The organism is Streptomyces sp. NPDC096136, from assembly GCF_044763325.1.
GTDB lineage: Bacteria > Actinomycetota > Actinomycetes > Streptomycetales > Streptomycetaceae > Streptomyces.
In genome coordinates this window covers 325,500-343,371 of the sequence record NZ_JBIWFZ010000006.1, presented here as the reverse complement: position 1 = coordinate 343,371, position 17,872 = coordinate 325,500, and the positions used below count along the sequence as shown (strand labels likewise).

14 protein-coding genes are annotated in these 17,872 nt (G+C 73.2%); 4 read left to right on the top strand and 10 right to left on the bottom strand.

Annotation, left to right across the window (positions count from 1 at the left end):
- The first annotated feature begins 71 nt into the window (after positions 1–71).
- Positions 72–302: a hypothetical protein gene (locus ACIRBY_RS16055; RefSeq protein WP_403901013.1), complete on the top strand. Its 231-nt coding sequence runs from the start codon at positions 72–74 to the stop codon at positions 300–302.
- Positions 303–1,158: 856 nt separating this feature from the next.
- On the opposite strand, the gene ACIRBY_RS16050 is transcribed toward ACIRBY_RS16055, so the two are convergent.
- On the bottom strand, positions 1,159–1,503 hold the full coding sequence (locus ACIRBY_RS16050; RefSeq protein WP_403901012.1) for a hypothetical protein: 345 nt from the start codon (positions 1,501–1,503) through the stop codon (positions 1,159–1,161).
- Positions 1,504–1,909: 406 nt separating this feature from the next.
- Positions 1,910–2,140, bottom strand: coding sequence for a DUF5133 domain-containing protein (locus tag ACIRBY_RS16045; protein ID WP_403901011.1), 231 nt, complete (start codon positions 2,138–2,140; stop codon positions 1,910–1,912).
- Positions 2,141–3,272: 1,132 nt separating this feature from the next.
- Here ACIRBY_RS16045 and ACIRBY_RS16040 point away from each other — a divergent pair.
- Entirely contained in the window at positions 3,273–3,464 is a 192-nt protein-coding gene (locus ACIRBY_RS16040) for a hypothetical protein (protein ID WP_403901010.1), read from the top strand.
- A gap of 1,039 nt (positions 3,465–4,503) precedes the next feature.
- Positions 4,504–5,523 (top strand): helix-turn-helix domain-containing protein, encoded by a 1,020-nt coding sequence (locus ACIRBY_RS16035; RefSeq protein WP_403901009.1) that lies wholly within the window; start codon positions 4,504–4,506, stop codon positions 5,521–5,523.
- A 329-nt stretch (positions 5,524–5,852) separates the two neighbouring features.
- On the opposite strand, the gene ACIRBY_RS16030 is transcribed toward ACIRBY_RS16035, so the two are convergent.
- The 4 genes from ACIRBY_RS16030 to ACIRBY_RS16015 all read right to left on the bottom strand — a co-directional run bounded on the left by ACIRBY_RS16030 (position 5,853) and on the right by ACIRBY_RS16015 (position 11,550).
- Positions 5,853–6,818, bottom strand: coding sequence for a TolB family protein (locus ACIRBY_RS16030; protein ID WP_403901008.1), 966 nt, complete (start codon positions 6,816–6,818; stop codon positions 5,853–5,855).
- Complete coding sequence (locus ACIRBY_RS16025) at positions 6,815–8,083, bottom strand: MFS transporter (protein ID WP_403901007.1); 1,269 nt, start codon at positions 8,081–8,083, stop codon at positions 6,815–6,817. The genes ACIRBY_RS16030 and ACIRBY_RS16025 overlap by 4 nt, the downstream gene beginning before the upstream one ends.
- Positions 8,084–8,176: 93 nt before the next feature.
- Entirely contained in the window at positions 8,177–9,997 is a 1,821-nt protein-coding gene (locus ACIRBY_RS16020) for an RICIN domain-containing protein (protein ID WP_403901006.1), read from the bottom strand.
- Positions 9,998–10,275: 278 nt separating this feature from the next.
- Positions 10,276–11,550: a S8 family serine peptidase gene (locus ACIRBY_RS16015; protein ID WP_403901005.1), complete on the bottom strand. Its 1,275-nt coding sequence runs from the start codon at positions 11,548–11,550 to the stop codon at positions 10,276–10,278.
- 339 nt (positions 11,551–11,889) lie between these two features.
- On the opposite strand from ACIRBY_RS16015, the gene ACIRBY_RS16010 reads away from it, so the two are divergent.
- Positions 11,890–12,912, top strand: coding sequence for a helix-turn-helix domain-containing protein (locus ACIRBY_RS16010; RefSeq protein WP_403901004.1), 1,023 nt, complete (start codon positions 11,890–11,892; stop codon positions 12,910–12,912).
- Positions 12,913–13,100: 188 nt separating this feature from the next.
- Here the strand turns inward: ACIRBY_RS16010 and ACIRBY_RS16005 are convergent, their stop codons facing one another.
- The 4 genes from ACIRBY_RS16005 to ACIRBY_RS15990 all read right to left on the bottom strand — a co-directional run bounded on the left by ACIRBY_RS16005 (position 13,101) and on the right by ACIRBY_RS15990 (position 17,839).
- Entirely contained in the window at positions 13,101–15,200 is a 2,100-nt protein-coding gene (locus ACIRBY_RS16005) for a hypothetical protein (protein ID WP_403901003.1), read from the bottom strand.
- 10 nt (positions 15,201–15,210) lie between these two features.
- Positions 15,211–16,233 (bottom strand): hypothetical protein, encoded by a 1,023-nt coding sequence (locus ACIRBY_RS16000; protein WP_403901002.1) that lies wholly within the window; start codon positions 16,231–16,233, stop codon positions 15,211–15,213.
- Positions 16,230–16,715 (bottom strand): hypothetical protein, encoded by a 486-nt coding sequence (locus ACIRBY_RS15995; RefSeq protein ID WP_403901001.1) that lies wholly within the window; start codon positions 16,713–16,715, stop codon positions 16,230–16,232. The genes ACIRBY_RS16000 and ACIRBY_RS15995 overlap by 4 nt, the downstream gene beginning before the upstream one ends.
- Positions 16,716–17,458: 743 nt before the next feature.
- Positions 17,459–17,839, bottom strand: coding sequence for a hypothetical protein (locus tag ACIRBY_RS15990; protein WP_403901000.1), 381 nt, complete (start codon positions 17,837–17,839; stop codon positions 17,459–17,461).
- Positions 17,840–17,872 lie beyond the last annotated feature (33 nt).

Below are 17,872 nucleotides of genomic sequence, written 5' to 3'. Positions count from 1 at the left end.
GGCGGCGCTGTGCCGGGCGACGGGCTCGTCGCAGCGAACGCCCCGGGCGGAATCGTCACGGATTCGCGGTGGTGGCCGGCGGCAGCCGGTGGGCGGCCAGGCCGGGCTGGACGCGGGGCGGCATCGACATCGACGTCACCGGCACCCGCCCCCACGGGCCGCGCCCGCGGGCCCCGGACCCGCAGGGGCGGGCAGGCGGATGGGGATGGCCGCTGATCCACCACCCGGCCCCCCGGGTGGAGGTCCGCCCGACCGCGGCCGGTGGCAAGACCATCCACGTCCACATGACGACCAGTGGGTGACGTGGGCGAGTGCGCCCCGATGGTTCCTCCTCCTGTCGGTGTGCCTCTCCGTGTCGGCCAGGCCCATCTGCGTCGTCCTGGCCCCTGTGTCGCTGGCGTGCGGGTGAGTGAGTGGTGGAGTGTGCTGCCGGCGGATGCAGATGTCGAGGTGCTGGCCCACCGGGCGCCGGATGCGCGAGGTGGCGGCCGGGTGGTCGTGAAAGTCGGCTCGTTCGGGGCGTGTGATGCCCTGCGGCGGGGCAGTCGCGGTGGAGGAGGGCACCGAGGGAGGTGCCCACCTGCCGGGGCCGGTCCCCGACCCTGGCCGTCACCGACCTTGTCGCCGGTCTCGCCGACGTGCTCCTCTTCGGCGGGCCCGGCGCCTCCCCCGCACGCGCCGCATCCTGGGCTGCACCCCGGGCACGATGCCGCCCCACGCGGTAACGCAGCCGGTGCGGCCGTGCCGCGCCTCGGTCGCCGGGTGTCCGCCGGGCGGGCCGCGGCGTCCTGTCGGCTGCCCGCCCCGGGTTCCAGGTCTCACGCACGGACGTGCGTTACGGGCATCGAGCGCCCGGCCGAGGCGGCGGAGCAGCCCGCGAACGCGTGTGGGAGCCGCCTCCCACCGACCGCATGGCCGCCGCGAAGGCGGCCGCCGTTCCCCCCACCGCCGTCGGGTCCCCGCACACCCGGGAAGCCCTTTCCGCGATCGACCGGCTGGAGTCCCTGCGGGAAGGCCCTCGCACCGGGCCCCGAGCAGTACGCGGAAGCCGAGGACGCCTTCCGTCGGCTCCACGTCGCCCTCACCCGCATCACCAGCGCCTGGCAGCCACGTTCCCAGATCCACCGCTCTCCGGCCTTCCTCGCGGGGGCCTGCGGGTCACGGTGCCTCGGGTGTGCGGCGTCGGCCGGCGTCCGCGTCCAAGGCCGCCAGTCCGTCCAGCCACCGTGTCCGCCGTTGGGCACGGGTCTGCTCCCACCACGGGGTGCCGCGTTCGCCGAGGGCGACCTTGGCGGTCTGGACGCGCTTCCTGGCCGCCCTTTCGGCTGCCTCGTCGTGGGCCCGCAGAGCGGCGCCGACGGCGCGCCGGGCCGCCATCAGGTGGGTGCGCAAGCGGCCGGCAACATCGGCGGGCAGCTCCGGGTCGGTGGCCCGCCAGCGCCTGCCGTTGATGACGACGTGGCGTCCGTCCTCGGTGCGCTGCGGCGGAGAGTGGCGTGACATCAGGTGTTCCTCACTCCCCGCCTCACCGGTTCCTTCCCGCCGGTGACGGTACTACCGCCCGGTGTGCGTGCCGGACGGCTCGCCCGTCGCCCGGGCGACGTGGCGGACGGGAAGGATGCGCGCTGCGCCCGGTGCAGCGGGCTGTGGGCGCGTAGCGCTCCGCTGGGGGCGCGTTGTGGACGCCGCCACCGGAATGCACGGCAGCGGGTGCGTGGGTGAGCCGTGGGACGGGCGGTCTCGATCCGGCCGGTCCCGGATGTCGGACCGGTGGGGCCCGCGCAGGCGCCGCTGCCGGCGCCGCTGCTGACCGGCATCCGCCGCCCCTGCGTCCTTCCGGCTGCCACCGCAGGCCAGGCCCTGGTGCCACCCGCCCTGACTCGCCGCTGCGGATTCCGCGGCGGCACGATCAGCGGGAGCCGAGTACGGAGTCGTCGAGAGCGCCCGCGCCGGGCAGGCGGTGCCGGGCGGCTATCAACGCGGCGTGCACGTCGGCCGTGCCCGTGGCCACGCACAGGGCCTGCTCGACGTCACGTATTTCCTTGCGTACGGGCGAGGCGTCGTCTGCGGCATCGAGTACGGACAAGGCCCAGTAGCGGTCGACGAGGCCGGGGAGCACAGCCGGGTGGGCCATCAGCATGGAAATCACCTTCCGCCAACTGATCGATCTTGTGGCCGTCGCCTACCCTGTCGATCACGGTTGAATCCCACTGTGCGCGCACTCCCCGGCCGCGCCCTCCAGCCGGCTCCTGTCATGCGGCGAGCTGAGCGCGCCCGGGCCCGACCGGTCGTGGGTTCGCGCGCCGAGGCTCACGTCCGGGCCAGGTACCGGAAAGATCCGTCGGCCGCTCAGTTCGTGTCCGCACAGACGTGGTCGGGTCGGGTTCGGGTGTGTCGGCCTTGCACAGCAGAGAGGTACACGCGCCTGCACGGTACGAAGCAGGTCACGGGTGAACGGTCGAGGGAGTGGAAGACTCGCCGCGCTGCGCCGGGCGAACGGGAGGCGGGGACCGAGGGGGCGGTGGAGCAGGGGGGACGGCGCAGGAGGTGCAGGGGGCGAAGGAGCCGGGCCCCGTCGTCCGACCGGCCGCAGCCGGAGAGCGACCGGCGCTGGGCAGGCCCCGCCGGGCCCTCTCGGCACCGCGACGGCATCGACGTGCCGTTCGGCCGCCGGCGGTCACGCTGAAGGCTTCCTTGCCGGTCGACATGGTGTCAAAGGCCCCGGGGTGGGCACGAGCGCGGCCATGACCGTGATGCTGATGCTCCTGCTCCCTCTCGGCCTCGCCCTTGTCCTCCTGGTGACCGCCGAACCACCACGCCACAACCGGCACCGCCGGCACTGACTGGTCCGGTGTGGAGCGGCCGGGCCGGCCTGCCCCGGTCAGCCTCGACCGCGCCGCAACCTTCGGGACACGGGTGCCTACCCCCGGGAACCCCTCCGCGGGCCGAGGCTCGCCGCGCCGGCGGCGAAGCGGGCGGAGCGCACGCCCAGGAAGCCGACCGGCAGATCGGCTCCCGCACCGGGGAAGCCGCCCCGACCTTGCGGATGCTCACCGCGGTGGTGTGCGCGGAGCCGACCCCCGCCCCGGACGGGCCCGCCATCGGCGCGTCCGTGCCGACCTCGCAGGCGCGGCTGTCCGGGAGCGGGGCCGGGACACGGCCTGGAGCGGGGTGGCGTAGAAGTCCGGTCGGGGGGCAGGCGGTCTGGCAGACAGAACGTGCCGCCCCTTCCGGAGTCGCGGCACAGGAGCACGGACGGCAAGGAGTCCTGGATGAGCGAGCAGAAGCGGCGCAACGACGTGACGACCCCGCCTTCGAAGGCGCCCGGTGAGAGTGGAGACCGTGAGGCGCGGCGGGAGGCCGAGGAAGCTTTGGCTCCCGGCCACGGAGACGGTGAAGCCGGCGACGCACTGTCGCCGAGCGCCGAGGCGCAGAGGCGTACTGCCAGGCAGTCCGAGGACTGACACGGCGGGCAGTGGCTACGTCCGCGTCGGCGGGTGAGCCCGGCGGGTGCCGACGTGATGCGAGGGCTGGAGCGTTCAGGGCTCCGTCCACAGCGTCGGGTTTTCCCCGCCCCTGGCCGACCGTGCCGCTATCTCTGGACCCACCAGGTTCCCGCCGCGCCACTGGCTGATGTGATCAGCGCGAGGAGCCAAGCGGGTATCCGCTGAATGGTCAAATGCATTCCCCCTAAGCGGATTTCAACCGCAGGAGGACGGGGATCAGTCTTCGGTGTCATGCCACCAGTGAAGCACCTGCGACCCCAGATCCGTCATCGGCAGTATGTGTACAAAACCAAGGTCGCCAATGTGACGCTCTGGCCAACCCGTTATGGCGACTTGGCATCACGCCTGATGGGAGCAGCCGCGGTCACTGCGAGCCTGACCTTCCCCCCGGCTCGGGTGCGGTGGACAGGTCAGGTTTCAGCGTGCCCTTCCAGTCCCCTCTCATGTGTGGCGTCGCGCATCGCGGCCTGCATGCACCGTCCCCGGCGCCGGAGTCGGAGGCGCTTCGGTCTCGATGCAGGGATTTCGGCGCGGGCCGCTTCTTGAGGACTCCAGAGTTTCGGCTTTCCATCTCGACCATTCCGATCCGGCACTTTTCGCACGTCGATGCGGGAGCAGCGTCGCGCCCGCGTTCCCGGAACGGCCGACGAACGCTGCTACCGGTGTACGGCGTGAATGCAGGTCGTCATCGACGTCGGCAGCCGCCTGGTCGTCGCGGCTGTCGGCAGGACGGCGGCGGTGTCCGCTCAGGTCGCCCGACCAACTGCGTTCAGCCTGGGGATGGAACCCCCGTAAACGGAATCTGCGGCTGAGACTGTCCCCTGGGTCGGAGCGATGCTCTCCGGTCGGCTGCGCAGGAGCGGACGGGGCGTCGGCGGGCGTTGCCGGTGGCGGGCGCGAGGGTGCCGGGATCCGTGCGAGTCCAGTCGATTCTTTGCGTACGCATCACCCCCCATGCCAAGATGATCTTGGCGTTTCTTCTCACGTGGGGGGTTTGATGGGGGACGAGGACATACGGGGCCAGCTGTGCCGTCTGGGTCTGACCCACATGCAGGCGGAGATCTACGTCTCCCTGCTCGCCGAGGGTCCCTGCGCGACGGAAGAACTGGCGCTGAGGGTCGGACGTCACCGGCGCGGGCACGAGATCGGTCACCTCCTCTTCGAGCGCCGGGCACTGGACCGCGACCTCGCCCACCTGCGCAGGCTGGGCCTGATCACCACCGCGGGGGCCGACGGGGGCGAACACGTCCCCGTCGAGCCGTCGATCGCGCTGAAGGCCATGGCCGACACCCGGTCGGCCGAGGTGCACCAGGCGCATCTGGCGGCTCTGCAGGCCTACCGCGGCTACCGGCGCTCCATGGCCCCGCAGGAGACGGAGGACCTGATCGAAGTGGTCAGGGGTCCGCACGTCGCCGAACGCATCTGGAACATCGAGGAAGCCGCCGAGTCCCAGGTGCTGCGCTTCGACTCCCCGCCGTACCACACGCACGCCACGGCCAATCCGGTCGAGATCGAGAAGCTCGGCAGCGGCGTGGAGTACCGGGTCGTCTACTCCCGGTCCGCCGTTCAGGACACGGCCTACTACACCGTCAACATCAAGCCCTGCATAGCGGCGGGAGAACAGGCTCGGGTCCTGCCCACGGTCCCCGTCAAGCTGACCGTCTACGACCAGCGCCTGGCCATCGTCTCCATGTCGTTCGTCGAGTCCGAGGTCAAGGACTATCTGCTGATGGTCCACCCCTCCAGCCTGCTGTCGGCGCTCACGGGCCTCTTCGAGACCTCGTGGCGCGCCGCGTTGCCCATGCACCTCGACGACCGCGCCCCGTGCAGCCTGCAACCGATCCACCGGCGCATCCTGGAGCTGCTGGCCACCGGCGTCAACGACGACACCATCGCCGAGCTCCTCGGCGTCAGCCGGCGCACGCTGTCCCGCCACATCGAGGCGATGAACACCCGCGCAGGCTCGATGACGCGCTTCCAGATGGCGTTGCACGCGGCGCGCAACGGCTGGATCTGACATGCCCCGGGCCCACCCGGAGCGAGAGATTGTTTGCTTATGGGAAGTGTTTGAGGTGGGGTGGGCTCTTCGCGCCGCGCCCCTTTCGGGTGGAAGTCCTCCAGGTGTGGTGAGGGGTGGAACGTTCCGCCCGCGGTAGGGGCGCCCGCAGTTGCAGGAGCAGGAAGCGGAATAACTGGTCGGGGCGTGGTCCTGATTGCGCCGCGGAACGGCGCCCGACGGCCGACGGCCTCGTCGGGGGTCTTCGCGGTGGCGGTGGGCGGTGGGCGGTGGGGGGACGACCAGGGCGGGGGCGGTGCGCGCACGCGGGTCCATGTTCGGGCTGATCCTCACGGTGTGGGGCGGCGGGCGTCGGTGGTGAGGGTCGGGGAGCTGCCTTCGGTGAGTGTGACGGGCTGTCCGGATCCGTCGGCGGGCACGGCGTAGACGAAGGGCCTGCCCCGTTCCGCCCTGCTGTAGGCGATGGTGGCGTCGTCGAGCCAGGCGGCCTGGTCGTCGATGCCGGCGGGGGCGGCCAGGGCCGTGTCCTGGCCCGTCTGCAGGTGCAGCACGTGCAGCTGCCAGTCGGCTCCGACGCGCTTCTTGTAGGCGATGCGGGTCTCGTCCGGTGACAGGGAGGGGCACTCCACGTTGGTGCGCAGGGCGGTGAGTTCCCGGGTGGAGAGGTCTCCGCGCATGAGGTGGGTGCGGCCGCCGACGGACATGGTGGCGTAGAAGGTCCGGTCGTCTGCGGCGAAGGTGACGCCCCAGAAGTTCCGGTCGTCGGACTGGGCGGCCTGGTCGTCGACGTGGACGGTGAAGTCCTCCAGGGAGCCGTAGTGGGCGCCGTTGCGCAGGTCGTAGATCCCGGCCGTGGTGGAGAACTGGCCTGAGGCGGCGTAGGAGTCTCCGGAGCGGAAGACCGTCCAGGCGACGAGGTGGCCCGACGGGGAGACCCGGGCCCTGCTGGGTTTGCCCCACACGGGCAGGGTGACCTCGGGTTCGGTCCTGCCCGGTCGGTAGATGCGCACTTCGGAGGAGAAGGGCCCGGGAAGCCCGTGCAGGCAGGCCAGGGTGCCGGCGGCGACGGCGGCGCGGCGGCAGTCCGGTCCGGTGCCGAGTTCCTCGCCCTGCCGGGTCTTCTGGTGTACCCGGGTGTCCTCGGCGTCGACGACGAGGAGCGTGCCCGGCTGTGTGAGGCGCAGCCCGCCGGTGCCCGGTTCGGCTGCGCTCCCCTTCCAGGCGACGGTGGCCGCGGCCGTGCCGAGCAGGGCGATGACGAGGGCGGTCGCGCCCGCGGTGCGGAGGGCGTTCATGTGTCCTTCCCGGGTCGGTGGATGAGGCGGGCGGTGGCGATCGCGGCCGCGCACGCGCAGCCGAACACGGCGAAGGCGGTTGCGGGTCCGCTGAGCGCGGCGACGGCACCGAAGGCGAGCGCGCCGCCGGCCCGTGCGAGGGACTGCGCGGTCTGGACGACGGCCAGGCCCGTCGTGCGTGCCGTCTGGGGCAGGAGGGGCGCGACGTGTGCCATGAGTACGCCGTCGGTGGCGGCGTAGAAGAGGCCGTACAGGAGGAGGACGAGGGCGGCGGCCGGCCAGCCGGTGAAGGGTGCCAGCCAGAGGAAGAGGTAGGCGCCGAGCGCCGCGAGGTGGCCGCACAGGAACAGGGGCCACCGGCCGATGCGGTCGGCGAGGACACCGACCGGCACCGCCGCCGTCATGAAGACGAGGGCCGTGCCGATGGGCAGGAGCGGGAGGGCTCCGGCGGGGACGTCCAGGCGGTGTTGCAGGCCGATGTAGAAGGACATGTCGCCGACGGTGAGCAGGCCCAGCAGGGCGGCTGCCAGGGTGCAGCGCCGGATGGCGGGAGTCCGCAGGGAGGTGACGCGTTCGCGCAGGCCGACTCCGCGGTCGCGGGGTGCGGGACGCGGGTCGCGGCGGACGAAGGCGACGATGACGACGACACCCGCGGCGGCGAGGCAGAAGCTGACCTGGAACGCCGTGTCGTAGCCGCCGGGGACGGCGAGGAGGACGGCGAAGGCGATGAGGGGTCCCAGCAGGGCGCCGCAGGTGTCCATCGCGCGGTGGATGCCGAAGGCCCGGCCCAGTTCCGTCTCGGGGACCGCGGCGGTGATCAGTGCGTCACGGGGGGCGGTACGGATGCCCTTGCCGATGCGGTCGGCCGCCACCAGCGCGCCGACCGAGGCGGCCGATCCGACGGCGGGGAAGGCGAGTTTGGTCAGGGCGGAGAGGGCGTATCCGCCGGTGGCGACGGCTTTGGAGTGCCCGAAGCGGTCGGCGGCGTACCCGCCGCCGATCCGGAAGAGGGCGGTGGCGCCGGTGTGGAGGCTGTCGAGGGCGCCGAGTTGCAGGTAGCCGATGCCCAGTCCGTACATCAGGTACATGGGCAGGATCGCGGTGACCGTCTCCGCCGAAGCGTCGGTGACGAGACTGACCAGGCCCAGGGCCAGGACGGTGGCCGGCACCCTCGTTCTCGCGGTGCCGCCTCCGGTCGCGGACGCCGTGGGGGGTTTGGTGGTGCCGCGGCTGGGGTCGGCGGCTCTGGCCTGGGACAGGTACATCGTGACGCTCCGGCGGAGGAGGTGGTCAGGGCGGGGTGTCGGGGCGCGGCGGTCGGGGCGCCGTGGTCAGGGCGCGGCCGTCCGGCGGGCGGGTCAGGTGGCGGCGTTGAACTTCCACTGCTGGCTGCCGCGTCCGTCACAGGTGCTCTGGACGATGCGGGCGCCGTCGGCCGTGGAGCCGCCGCTGACGTCCAGGCACTTGCCGCTGTGCTGCGCGGTCAGGGTGAAGGCCCCGCCGGCGGCGGCGATCTTCCACTTCTGGTCCGCCGCCGTGGCGCAGGTGCGTTGCTGGACCGCCGTCCCGTCGCTCGTGGAACCCGGTGCGCCGGCGACGCACAGGCCGCTGCTCTTCACCTTGAGCTGGTAGGTGCCGTCGGAGTTCCGGGTGGCGGTGAACTTCTGGTTGTCGAAGTTGCCGCCGGTCCACTGCACGAGGTTGCCGCCCTCGCCGTTCTTGGAGGGGCTGTCGAGGACCTTGCCCGAGTTGGCGTTGAGCAGTTGGTACGCGGCCCCCGAGGTCACCGGGCCGCCGGGGGTGGGGGTCGGCGTCGGCGTGGGGGTGGGGGTGGAGGTCGGGGTGGAGGTCGGGGTCGGGGTCGGGGTCGGCGTGGGGCCGGGGCCGGGGTTGTTGCCCTTGGCGTGGCAGGTGCCGCTGACGGAGTCGGTGAAGGTGCGGCCGGCGACCGGCTTGAAGGCGAAGGAGTATCCGGTGGAGGTCAGGTCGAACTGCCCGACCCCGTAGGTGTTGCTGTTGAACACCTCGGAGGGGCCGGACGTGCTGTTCCGTGTGCTGTAGAGGGCGCGGCCGCCGGTGCCGATCACGAAGGAGCGTATGCCGTTGGCGGTGTCCCTGGTGCCGTCGGACAGGGCGGGGGCGAACCGCTCGTAGTGGTGGTCGTGGCCCCAGAGCGCCACGTCGGCCTTGTAGTCGGTCAGCGCCTTCATCAGCGGGGCCGTTCCGGCGCTGTCGCCGTGGTCGCCGGAGGAGAACCGGGCGTGGTGCCAGTACGCCAGCGTGCACGGCTTGGTGCTCGCGGCCAGGTCGGCGCGCAGCCACTTCTCCTGGGTGCTGCCGGCGCCCGTGCTGATGTTGGAGTTGAGGGAGACCAGGTGCCAGTCGCCGACGTCGACGCTGTAGTAGCCCTTGTCGCGGTCGCCGGTCTTGACGCCCTTGCCCTGGTAGTAGTCGAAGTAGCCCTTGGCGCCGCTGGTCTTGTACTCGTGGTTGCCGGGTGCCGGGTGGACGATGGAGTTGAACTTTCCCCAGTTCTTGTCGTAGGCGCCGTTGAACTCCGAGAGGGTGCCGGACTCGTAGGCGTTGTCGCCCGCGGTGATCACGGCTGCGGGGGACATGGCGCTCACCAGGGGGGCGGTCTGGTTGCAGGCTTCGCCGCAGATGTCGCCGGCCGCCGCGATCCGGACGGAGGCCGCCGCCAGGGCCTGCCGGCCGGACTGGTAGGCATCGATGGAATAGCGGCTGCCGGCCTGGGTGAGCCGGGGGGTGACCGTCACGCAGCCGCCGCTGAAGGCGCGGGTGAAGAAGCTGCCGCTCGTGCCGTTGCGGGAGGTGAGGGTGTACGTGCCGCCGGAGGAGCCGGTGAGGGTGACCGCGTCGTCGCCGTGGAGGGTGAGGTCGGTGAAGCGCAGCCGCATCCAGCCGGCGCCGTCGGCGCAGACCTGGCGTTCGGTGTGCGTCGCCGCCTTCGAGGCGTCGGCGCTGACCTTCGCGGGGGTGATGGTGGCGCCCGGCTCGGCGAGCTGCGATACGGCGGTGTCGTCCTGCGCGGTCTGGTCGGACGGGGCCTGGCCGGCGGATGCGCTGACCATGAAACCGCCGGCGATGAGGGCGGCGATGGAGGTCGCGATCAGCGCGCTCCTTCCGAGGTGCCGGCGTGCGGGTCGGGGTTCGTCCATGTCTGCTCCTTGAGAGGTTGCGGGGGGAGGTGAGCCCGCCTTGGGCTCGGACCCGGCCGGTCCGCCCGCCGACGCGCCGTGGGGGATGCGGGGGGCGGGAGGGACCGGCCGGGAGTTCGGTGGGCCGGGGTGGTGGTCCCGGTGTCCGGGTCGGTTCTACCTGCGGGAAGCGGGCCGCGGTGGCTCATGGTCGCCACTGGCGCGGGTGGGCGGCGTACCGCGCGCGACGGCTCGTCCGCACGGGCCGGTCCCCTGCCGGGGGCGGGGGGGGACAGACGCTAGGAGCCGCCGGTGAAGAGCAGCCGGTTGGGGGTGTCCTTCCCGGCGCCGCGGATCTTGCCGGTGGTCGCGGCCGCGGTCAGGGCGCTGTGGACCTCGGCCGGTGTGGCGCCGGGGTGCGTCGACAGGAACAGGGCGGCGGCTCCCGTGACGTGGGGTGCGGCCATCGAGGTGCCCGAGAGTTGGCGGCCGGCGGTGTCGCTCTGGTTGCCGGCGGAGGTGATGGCGGTTCCCGGGGCGAACAGGTCGGTGCAGGGGCCGAAGTTGGAGTCCGAGCGCCGGGCGTCGTCGGCGGTGGAGTTGTTGACGACGATGGCCGCGCCGATGCGGGCGGGTGAGTTGGCGCAGGCGTCGGTGTTGCCGTTGCCGGAGGAGACCACCCAGGTGACGCCGGATGAGATGGAGCGCTTGATGGCGTCGTCCTCGGCGGTGTTCGCGCCGCCGTTGATGCTCATGTTGACCACGGCCGGCCCGGCGGCATGGGCGGTGATCCAGTCGGCGGCGGCGATGATCGCCGAGGTGGCGGCCCGGTCGCGGCAGTCGGTGACGCGGACGGCCACCAGTCTGACGCCCTTGGCCACGCCGAAGTCCTTGCCGCCGACGGTTCCGGCGACGTGGGTGCCGTGGCCCGTGCAGTCGGCGCCGTTGCGGCCGTCGCCGACCTCGTCCACGCCGATGGCGGCCCGGCCCTGGAACTGGGAGTGGGTGGTGCGCAGGCCGCTGTCCACCAGGTAGACGGTGACGTTCGCGGCGCTCTGGGCGGCCGTGTACTTCCTGTCGAGCGGGAGGTCGCGCTGGTCGATGCGGTCCAGGCCCCAGGGCGGGTCGGTCTGGGTCGCGGCCGCGGCGTGCAGGCCGTCCTGCTGGACGTAGGAGACCTCGGGGTCGGCGGCCACTCGCTCGGCCTGGGCCGCGGTCATCTCGGCGGCGTAGCCGCGCAGGGCCGTGCTGAAGACGGTGCGGACGGTGCCGCCGTGGGTGCGTGCGGTGCGTGCGGCCGCGGATGCGGCTGCGGATGCGGCTGCGGCCGCCGCGTGTCCGGCGTCCGGGGCCGGGCCGTGCGGTACGGAGGCGGGCTGTTCCCTGAAGACCACCACGTAGCGGCCGGGTATGGGTGCGGAGGCGGTACGCACCCGCCCGTGGGCGGGGCCGGCCTCGGCGGGACCGACGGCCTCGGCGGGATCGACGGCGAGCGTGATCGTGGCGACGGCGGTCGCCGTGGCCACGGCGAGGGCGAGCGACCTGGAGGAGAGGCGGGGCAGGGGGAAGGACAAAGGAGGCTCCGGTGGCGAGGGGAAATGCAGCGTCCGGCGGTTCCCGGGCACCACTGGTGTACTCCGCCGCGCCCCGGACCGGTGGCCGCTCATGGCCGTTGGCGTCAAAGGGCGCCGTCGCTCCGTGCGGGCGGCTCAGCCCCGTGAGCCGGCCCGCCACGCGGAACCGGTGGGGTGCGGACCCCCGAGAACAGCAGGCGAATTCTTTGCTTCCGCTTCGGCCAACATGCAACCATGTCAAGCCAGTTCGTTCGTGCGGCCAGGTGACGGCCCGCCGGTGGGCGACGGCGCCGCCCACCGGCCGGGCGGGCGTGGCCGTACCGTCCCACGGGGGTCCGGATGCCCGAAGAAGACATACGAGAGCACTTGTGCCGTCTCGGCCTCACCCGGATGCAGGCGGACATCTACGTGTCCCTGCTCGACACCGGGCCCTGCACCACCGAACGCCTGGCGGCCAGGATCGGCCGGCGCCGTCGCGGTCACAAGAACGGCCTGCCGCCCACGGACCACGCGTTGGACCGGCAGCTGGCGCACCTGCGCAAACTCGGTCTGCTCACCCTCTCCCACGGCGCCGCGGACGGCGGGGAACACGTACCGGTCGAACCGTCGATCGCGCTGGAGAGCATGGCGCACATGCGGACGGCCGAAGTCCACCAGGCGCACCTGGCGGCCAAGCAGGCCTACCGCGGATACCGGCGCGCGGTGGCCCCGCAAGGGGTGGAGGATCTGGTCGAGGTGGTCAAGGGCCCGCACGTCGCCGAGCGGATCTGGAACTTCGAGGAGGCCGTGGAACACGAGGTGCTGCGCTTCGACACCCCGCCGTACCACACGCACTGCACCGCCAATCCGACCGAGATCGAGAAGCTGGGCAGCGGCGTGCAGTACCGGGTGGTCTACTCCAAATCGGCCGTCCAGAACGCGGCCTACTACGGCGTCAACATCCAGCCCTGCATCGCCGCCGGGGAACAGGCCAGGGTCCTGCCGACGGTCCCCGTGAAACTGACCATCTACGACCAGCGCCTGGCCATCGTGTCGATGTCGTGCGTCGAGTCGGAGGTCAAGGACTATCTGCTGGTGGTCCATCCCTCCAGCCTGCTGTCGGCACTCGCGGGGCTGTTCGAGACCTCGTGGCGCGCGGCGCTGCCCATGCACCTGAACGACCACGTGCCCTGCGGCCTGCAGCCGATGCACCGCCGCATCCTGGAGCTGCTGTCCACCGGGATCACCGACGACACGATCGCCGAACTCCTCGGCATCAGCCGACGGACCCTGTCCCGCCACGTGGAGGCGATCAACACCCGGGCCGGTTCGATGACACGGTTCCAGATGGCGCTCTACGCGGTTCGCCACGGCTGGATCTGACGTACCGTGCGGCCGGTCCACGCTGTCGGGCCGGATCAGGGACACCGGGTACTCCACCCGCTCCGTGACGACGGCCTGCTGCGCGAGCCGACCGGCGGATCCCGGTTGTGGCCCGCCGCGGTCGCCCCGGACGAGTCCGGCGGCGCCCTCGTCGCCGGCGAGCGGTACAGGCGGCGGGGTGCGGCGGCTCAGGTCGCGGGACCGGTCGGGGGGCGGCGGAGGTGGCGGAGGGCGGCGAGGCCGGGCGGGGGGCGGGAGCCCGCCCGCGTCGCCGCTTCCGTCAGCAGCGCCTCCAGCAGCATGTCCTGCGGCGACGCCCCGCCGGTCACGCGGCGCAGGCACAGCGAGAGGAGGGCCAGGGTCCGGAGCTGGGCAGGGCGTTCGGGGGCGTCCTCGGGCAGGAGGGCGACGAGTTCCGTCTGGATCTCGATCACCCGCCGCAGGACGGCGTCGTCGTGCAGGGCCTCGACGCCGCCGTAGAGGGCGGCGGCCACGTCCTGGCGGAGGCGGATCCGCCAGCCCAGGGAGATGTGGGGGAAGGACGGGGCGGCCAGTACGCCCTCGGCGGCCTCCCGCAGTACGGCGAACCGCTCCGCCGTGGGGGTCCGCGCGAACGCCCGCCCCGCCTCCTCCATCCGTGCCACGAAGGGGTCCAGGTCCAGTTCGGCGCGGCGGCGGCCGGGCTCGCGCGCCGTGGCGGGCGGATCGGCCCGCAGGGTGTCGGGCCACGGCCTGGCCTCGAAGTTGTGCAGCACCCGCATGACGTCCCGGAGCATCGCGGGCGAGGTGTAGAACTCCTCGGGGGCGGTCACCAGGCGGAAGCGGACCTGGTCGCGCCGCTCCGCCAGTACCCGCGCCGCCCGTTCGGCGGTGACCCGGGCCGTGGGGACGATGAGCACGGGCGAGGAGCTCTCGGGCCGCAGCATGAGGTAGGCGACGCCGTCGAGTTCGGAGTGCGCCACCGTCATCGTCACCGGTCCGCGCTCCCCGTCGAGGCCCAGCACCGGGAGTTCGACGAGCAGGGCGGAGTGCGGGGTGCGGTGCTGCAGCAGGACGACGCGGCGCCGCGCGGCGAGCGCGCGGTCGCCGGTCAGCAGTCCGGCGAGGTCGCCGCCGCCGTCGCGCATGCACAGGGTCGTGCCCTCGTCGAGCTCCCCGAGCCATTCGTGGAGCCAGGTCGGTGAGAGGTGGCAGGCACGCTGCTCCTGCCAGGGCGAGATGAACCACAGGGCCGTGTCGCCCTCGCCCAACCACATCGGCTCGGTGCCGACGGGCTCCACGCCGGGCACCCGGACGGGGAGCGCGTTGTGCAGCACCTCGACCAGCGGGTAGCCGTGGAGTTCGTCGGTCGGGGGGTCGAGGTCGATCCGGCCGTGGGTGGACGTGGTCTGGGTGAGGACGACCGACATCAGGGCGGGATGCAGACCGGGCATGCCGAGCTCCGGTACCGCCCACAGCCCGCAGAGCGCGTCCCGCTCGTGCTGCGGCAGTCCGGTGTCGGCGAGGAGGGGGCCGATCACCCGGTCCACGAGCCCGGCCACCCACGCGGGGGTGGCGACGTCGGCGGGGAGCCGGCCGTACGCGAGAGGTGCTCCGTCGAGGCGTACGTGGGCGAGCAGGCGGGCGGTCTCCTCCGGGCCGGCGTCCGCCGCGCGGCGCAGGTCCGCGTCGGGAAGCGCCTCCAGGGCGCGGCACAGGGCCGGGAAGCGGCGGTCCGGCCGGTTGCCCGGGACGCGCAGCCACCGCTCGGCCCGTTTCGGCCGGTGGAGCCGCTGCGGCTGCCAGGCTTCCAGGACGGGGACGGCGAGGGCGAGTTCGCCCAGGACGAGGGCGAGCCGCTCCCGGGACGCGTCGGGCAGGTCGCGGGTGCGCAGCCACTCCAGGGCGTCGGCGGCGTCGAGGTAGGACTGGGGGTGCCGGGCCCGGTAGGCCGCCATGGCGGCCGGCTCGACCTCCAGGGCGGGCAGGAACGTCGCGACCGCCTCGTGCGTGAACCGGGAGGCCTCGACCGTGGCCGCGAGCAGCCGCGCGCACCGGTCGCGCAGCGCTCCGGGCTCGTAGGGCTCCATGGCGGAGGGGCTCAAGACGAGCTGGAGCCAGCCCAGCGGGGTGGTCCTGAGCAGGACGTCGTGGACGGACTCGTGCGCGAGGATCTCCGTGAGCGGGTCACCGTTGATGACGCGGTCGATGCTGACGAGGATGCGGCCGCCCCGGCAGAGTCCCGCCCAGTCCCGGCTGAAGGCCAGGACGCGCGCCGCGGAGGGGGAGGTGGGGGGAGGAGGGGGCATGCGGGGCCTTTCAAGAGGAGGCGTCCTCTCCGGGTACGGCGGGCGCCGGGGGCGGCGGGGCCGCCGGCTCGCGCCCTCGCTCGTGTTCGCGCTCGTGTGCGCGCTCGTGTGCGTACGGGAGGGCGGTGAGCGGTACCCCCTGCGCCCAGAACCGGGTGAGCCGGCGGTTCAGGACGCGTTCGGCGTCGGAGTCCGCGGGCGGGGGCAGGTGCAGGGCGGTCACGAGGTCCAAGCGGTGCAGGTCGAAGGCGGCCGACAGGGCCTCGGCGTAGCCGCGGGCCGCCGCCACGGCCGCGCGGTAGGCCACCCAGGCCGCCAGCAGGAAGGCGGCCGGGCTCGCCGGCCACCATCCGTCGCCGCCGAGGACGAGGGGGACGCTCAGCACGCCGGTGGCCGCCGCGGTCACGCTCAGCCGGCAGGCCAGGTCGAGCTGGTCGCGCCGGTCGTCGACGACGGCCCGGACCCGGTCGCCGAGCAGCGGGTAGAGCCGGGGCCACCACACCACGGCGTCCGCCCCGTACGCGGCACCCGCCGTCGCCTCACCGGCGCGCAGGGTGTTGCCGAGCGCCGTCGGCAGCAGGGGCACCGGGGAGGGCGGGTAGCTCCGGGCCAGCTGCCAGGCGGCCGCCAGGATCCGCTGTTCTTCGGCCTCGGTGGGGCGGGCGGCGACGGCCCGGGAAGCCCGGGCCGTCCGGCGGCGGGCGCGTTCCTGGAGCTTCACCGCGCACCGGGCGGCGGGGCGGGCGGGGCGCGGCCAGTAGCCCTCCAGCAGCTGGACGAGCGGCGCCTGGAGGGGGTGGAGGAGGACGGCGACGAGCAGCGCGCCCAGGGCGAGGGCGGCGAGCGCCGCGCCGGAGGAGCGGTGCAGCCGGGACAGTGCCAGGGACACCTCGATGCCGCCCCCGGGCGCGCGGGCGGCGAGAAGTGCCCCGAGGTAGGCCAGGGCCGCGTACGTGGGGAGGTAGCCGACGAGGGCGAAGCGCGAGGCGGTGAACTGGGTGATGCCCGTGGCGAACGGGGCGGGGGCACTCACCGCCCGGACCCGGAGTCCTCGTACGGTTCCAGCGGGACATGGTGCGCCGGGCAGGCCGGTGCGACGTGCGGGTGGCGGGCGACCAGCACGGTCGCGTCCCCGTGCGGGCAGCGGAACTCCAGCAGCGCCCAGGAGACGGGCAGTCCGGGGAGGCTGGCGCCGTCGCCGGTGCCCAGCGCGAAGCCGCCCTCGGTGTCGTCACGGCCCGCGTCCGCGGCGTCGTCGTCCTCGTCGACGTCCTCGTCCGGGTCGTCGTCCGGGTCGTCGTCGGCCGCAAGCAGCACGTCCTCGTCCCCGTCAGCGTCCACCCAGCGGAACGACCCGCCGCCGAGGGCGATCACCACCGCCCGTACCCCGGAGGGCGCCGTGCCGAGGAGCCGGCGTGCCAGGTCGGCGTCGCCCTCCCGGAGTTCGCCGGGGAACCCGCCCCGGCGCACCCACACCATCACGTCGTCGGCCTGCTCGCCGCGGACAGTCCTCATGCGTGCCCCCTACCCCCTGCGGCCGCGCGCGGCCGGTGCGAGAACCACATGATGCAGGGGCGGGCCGGTGCCTGTCCGGCCGTTGGCGCCACTGCCGCGGATCCGGTGGGGTCAGAGGGGTCCGGGAGGGCCAGGACCTCCGTGCCCTCGTGCACCCGGAAGGCGGCGGACGCCCTGGCCCGCAGGGCGTCTTCAAGGCGCGGGTGGTAGAGGGGTGGCCAGGCTCCCGCGGCGAGGCGCCGGGCGGCCCGGCCCCATCCCTGCGGAGCACGGCGCGGGCGGCTGTCTGCCGGTCTGCCGCGACGGTCTCGCGCAGGGTGCCCGTGAAGGCACGGACGGCCGCGCTGACGCGGTCGGTCGCCCACAGCACGCCGTAGTCGATGGGGGGTGCGTCGCGGAACGGCACGAGGCGATGCCGGGCCGGGGGTGGAACTCCTCGGCGCGGGCGGCCACCGGTGAGACGCCCTGGCCCGCCGCGACCTGCGTGAGGACCTCGGGCCAGTGGCGTACGACCGGTCCGCGGGATGTGGGCCGGCCGCCGGGCCGCTCGCAGGCGACGGTAGGGGCGATCCGGCTGCCCTCTTGTTCCCCAGGCTGACAACCGTACTATCAGCGCCGTCCCGCCAGCTCTTCGGGCCGGTCCGGCAGGCCATGGGCGATCGTCACCGGTCTGAACGGGGTCGGTGGTGGTGCCGGGCGTGGGCACGCAATGGCGGGTGATCACGCCCAGCAGAGCATGTCCGTCAGCAGCCGCTGCCGTAGGTCACGTAGGAGTACCACGGGGGCGGGGAGTCGTTGTCCTGGATGTACACCTGGACGCAGAGGTAGTCGTTGTTCCCGGCTGGGCCGTAGTAGTAGTACCCGTAGCTGTTGTGCGGGGCGACGGCCGTCGTCCCGCTGCCCCAGGTGTATTCGGTGTCCCGGCCGGTCTCGGCACCGCTGCTCCGCCACCACTGCGTGATGGTGACGAAGCAGTTGTCGCCCGCCTGGGAGTAGATCTTTCCGGTAACGTGGTTGCTGGTCCAGTTGGTGTAGCCGTAACAGGCTGGGCCGCCGTGCCCGAGCTGGACGGCCCAGTTGCCACCGTTGGCCATCGCGGCGTTCGGCGCGATGGCGAGCACCACGCTGCTGAGACCGGCAACGAATCCGGTCTTGAG

Coding starts and splice junctions, on each gene's coding strand:
- ACIRBY_RS16050 (WP_403901012.1), bottom strand. CDS start 1,503: ATGTCACGCCACTCTCCGCCGCAGCGCACCGAGGACGGACGCCACGTC.
- ACIRBY_RS16045 (WP_403901011.1), bottom strand. CDS start 2,140: ATGCTGATGGCCCACCCGGCTGTGCTCCCCGGCCTCGTCGACCGCTAC.
- ACIRBY_RS16040 (WP_403901010.1), top strand. CDS start 3,273: ATGAGCGAGCAGAAGCGGCGCAACGACGTGACGACCCCGCCTTCGAAG.
- ACIRBY_RS16035 (WP_403901009.1), top strand. CDS start 4,504: ATGGGGGACGAGGACATACGGGGCCAGCTGTGCCGTCTGGGTCTGACC.
- ACIRBY_RS16030 (WP_403901008.1), bottom strand. CDS start 6,818: ATGAACGCCCTCCGCACCGCGGGCGCGACCGCCCTCGTCATCGCCCTG.
- ACIRBY_RS16025 (WP_403901007.1), bottom strand. CDS start 8,083: ATGTACCTGTCCCAGGCCAGAGCCGCCGACCCCAGCCGCGGCACCACC.
- ACIRBY_RS16020 (WP_403901006.1), bottom strand. CDS start 9,997: ATGGACGAACCCCGACCCGCACGCCGGCACCTCGGAAGGAGCGCGCTG.
- ACIRBY_RS16010 (WP_403901004.1), top strand. CDS start 11,890: ATGCCCGAAGAAGACATACGAGAGCACTTGTGCCGTCTCGGCCTCACC.
- ACIRBY_RS16005 (WP_403901003.1), bottom strand. CDS start 15,200: ATGCCCCCTCCTCCCCCCACCTCCCCCTCCGCGGCGCGCGTCCTGGCC.
- ACIRBY_RS15995 (WP_403901001.1), bottom strand. CDS start 16,715: ATGAGGACTGTCCGCGGCGAGCAGGCCGACGACGTGATGGTGTGGGTG.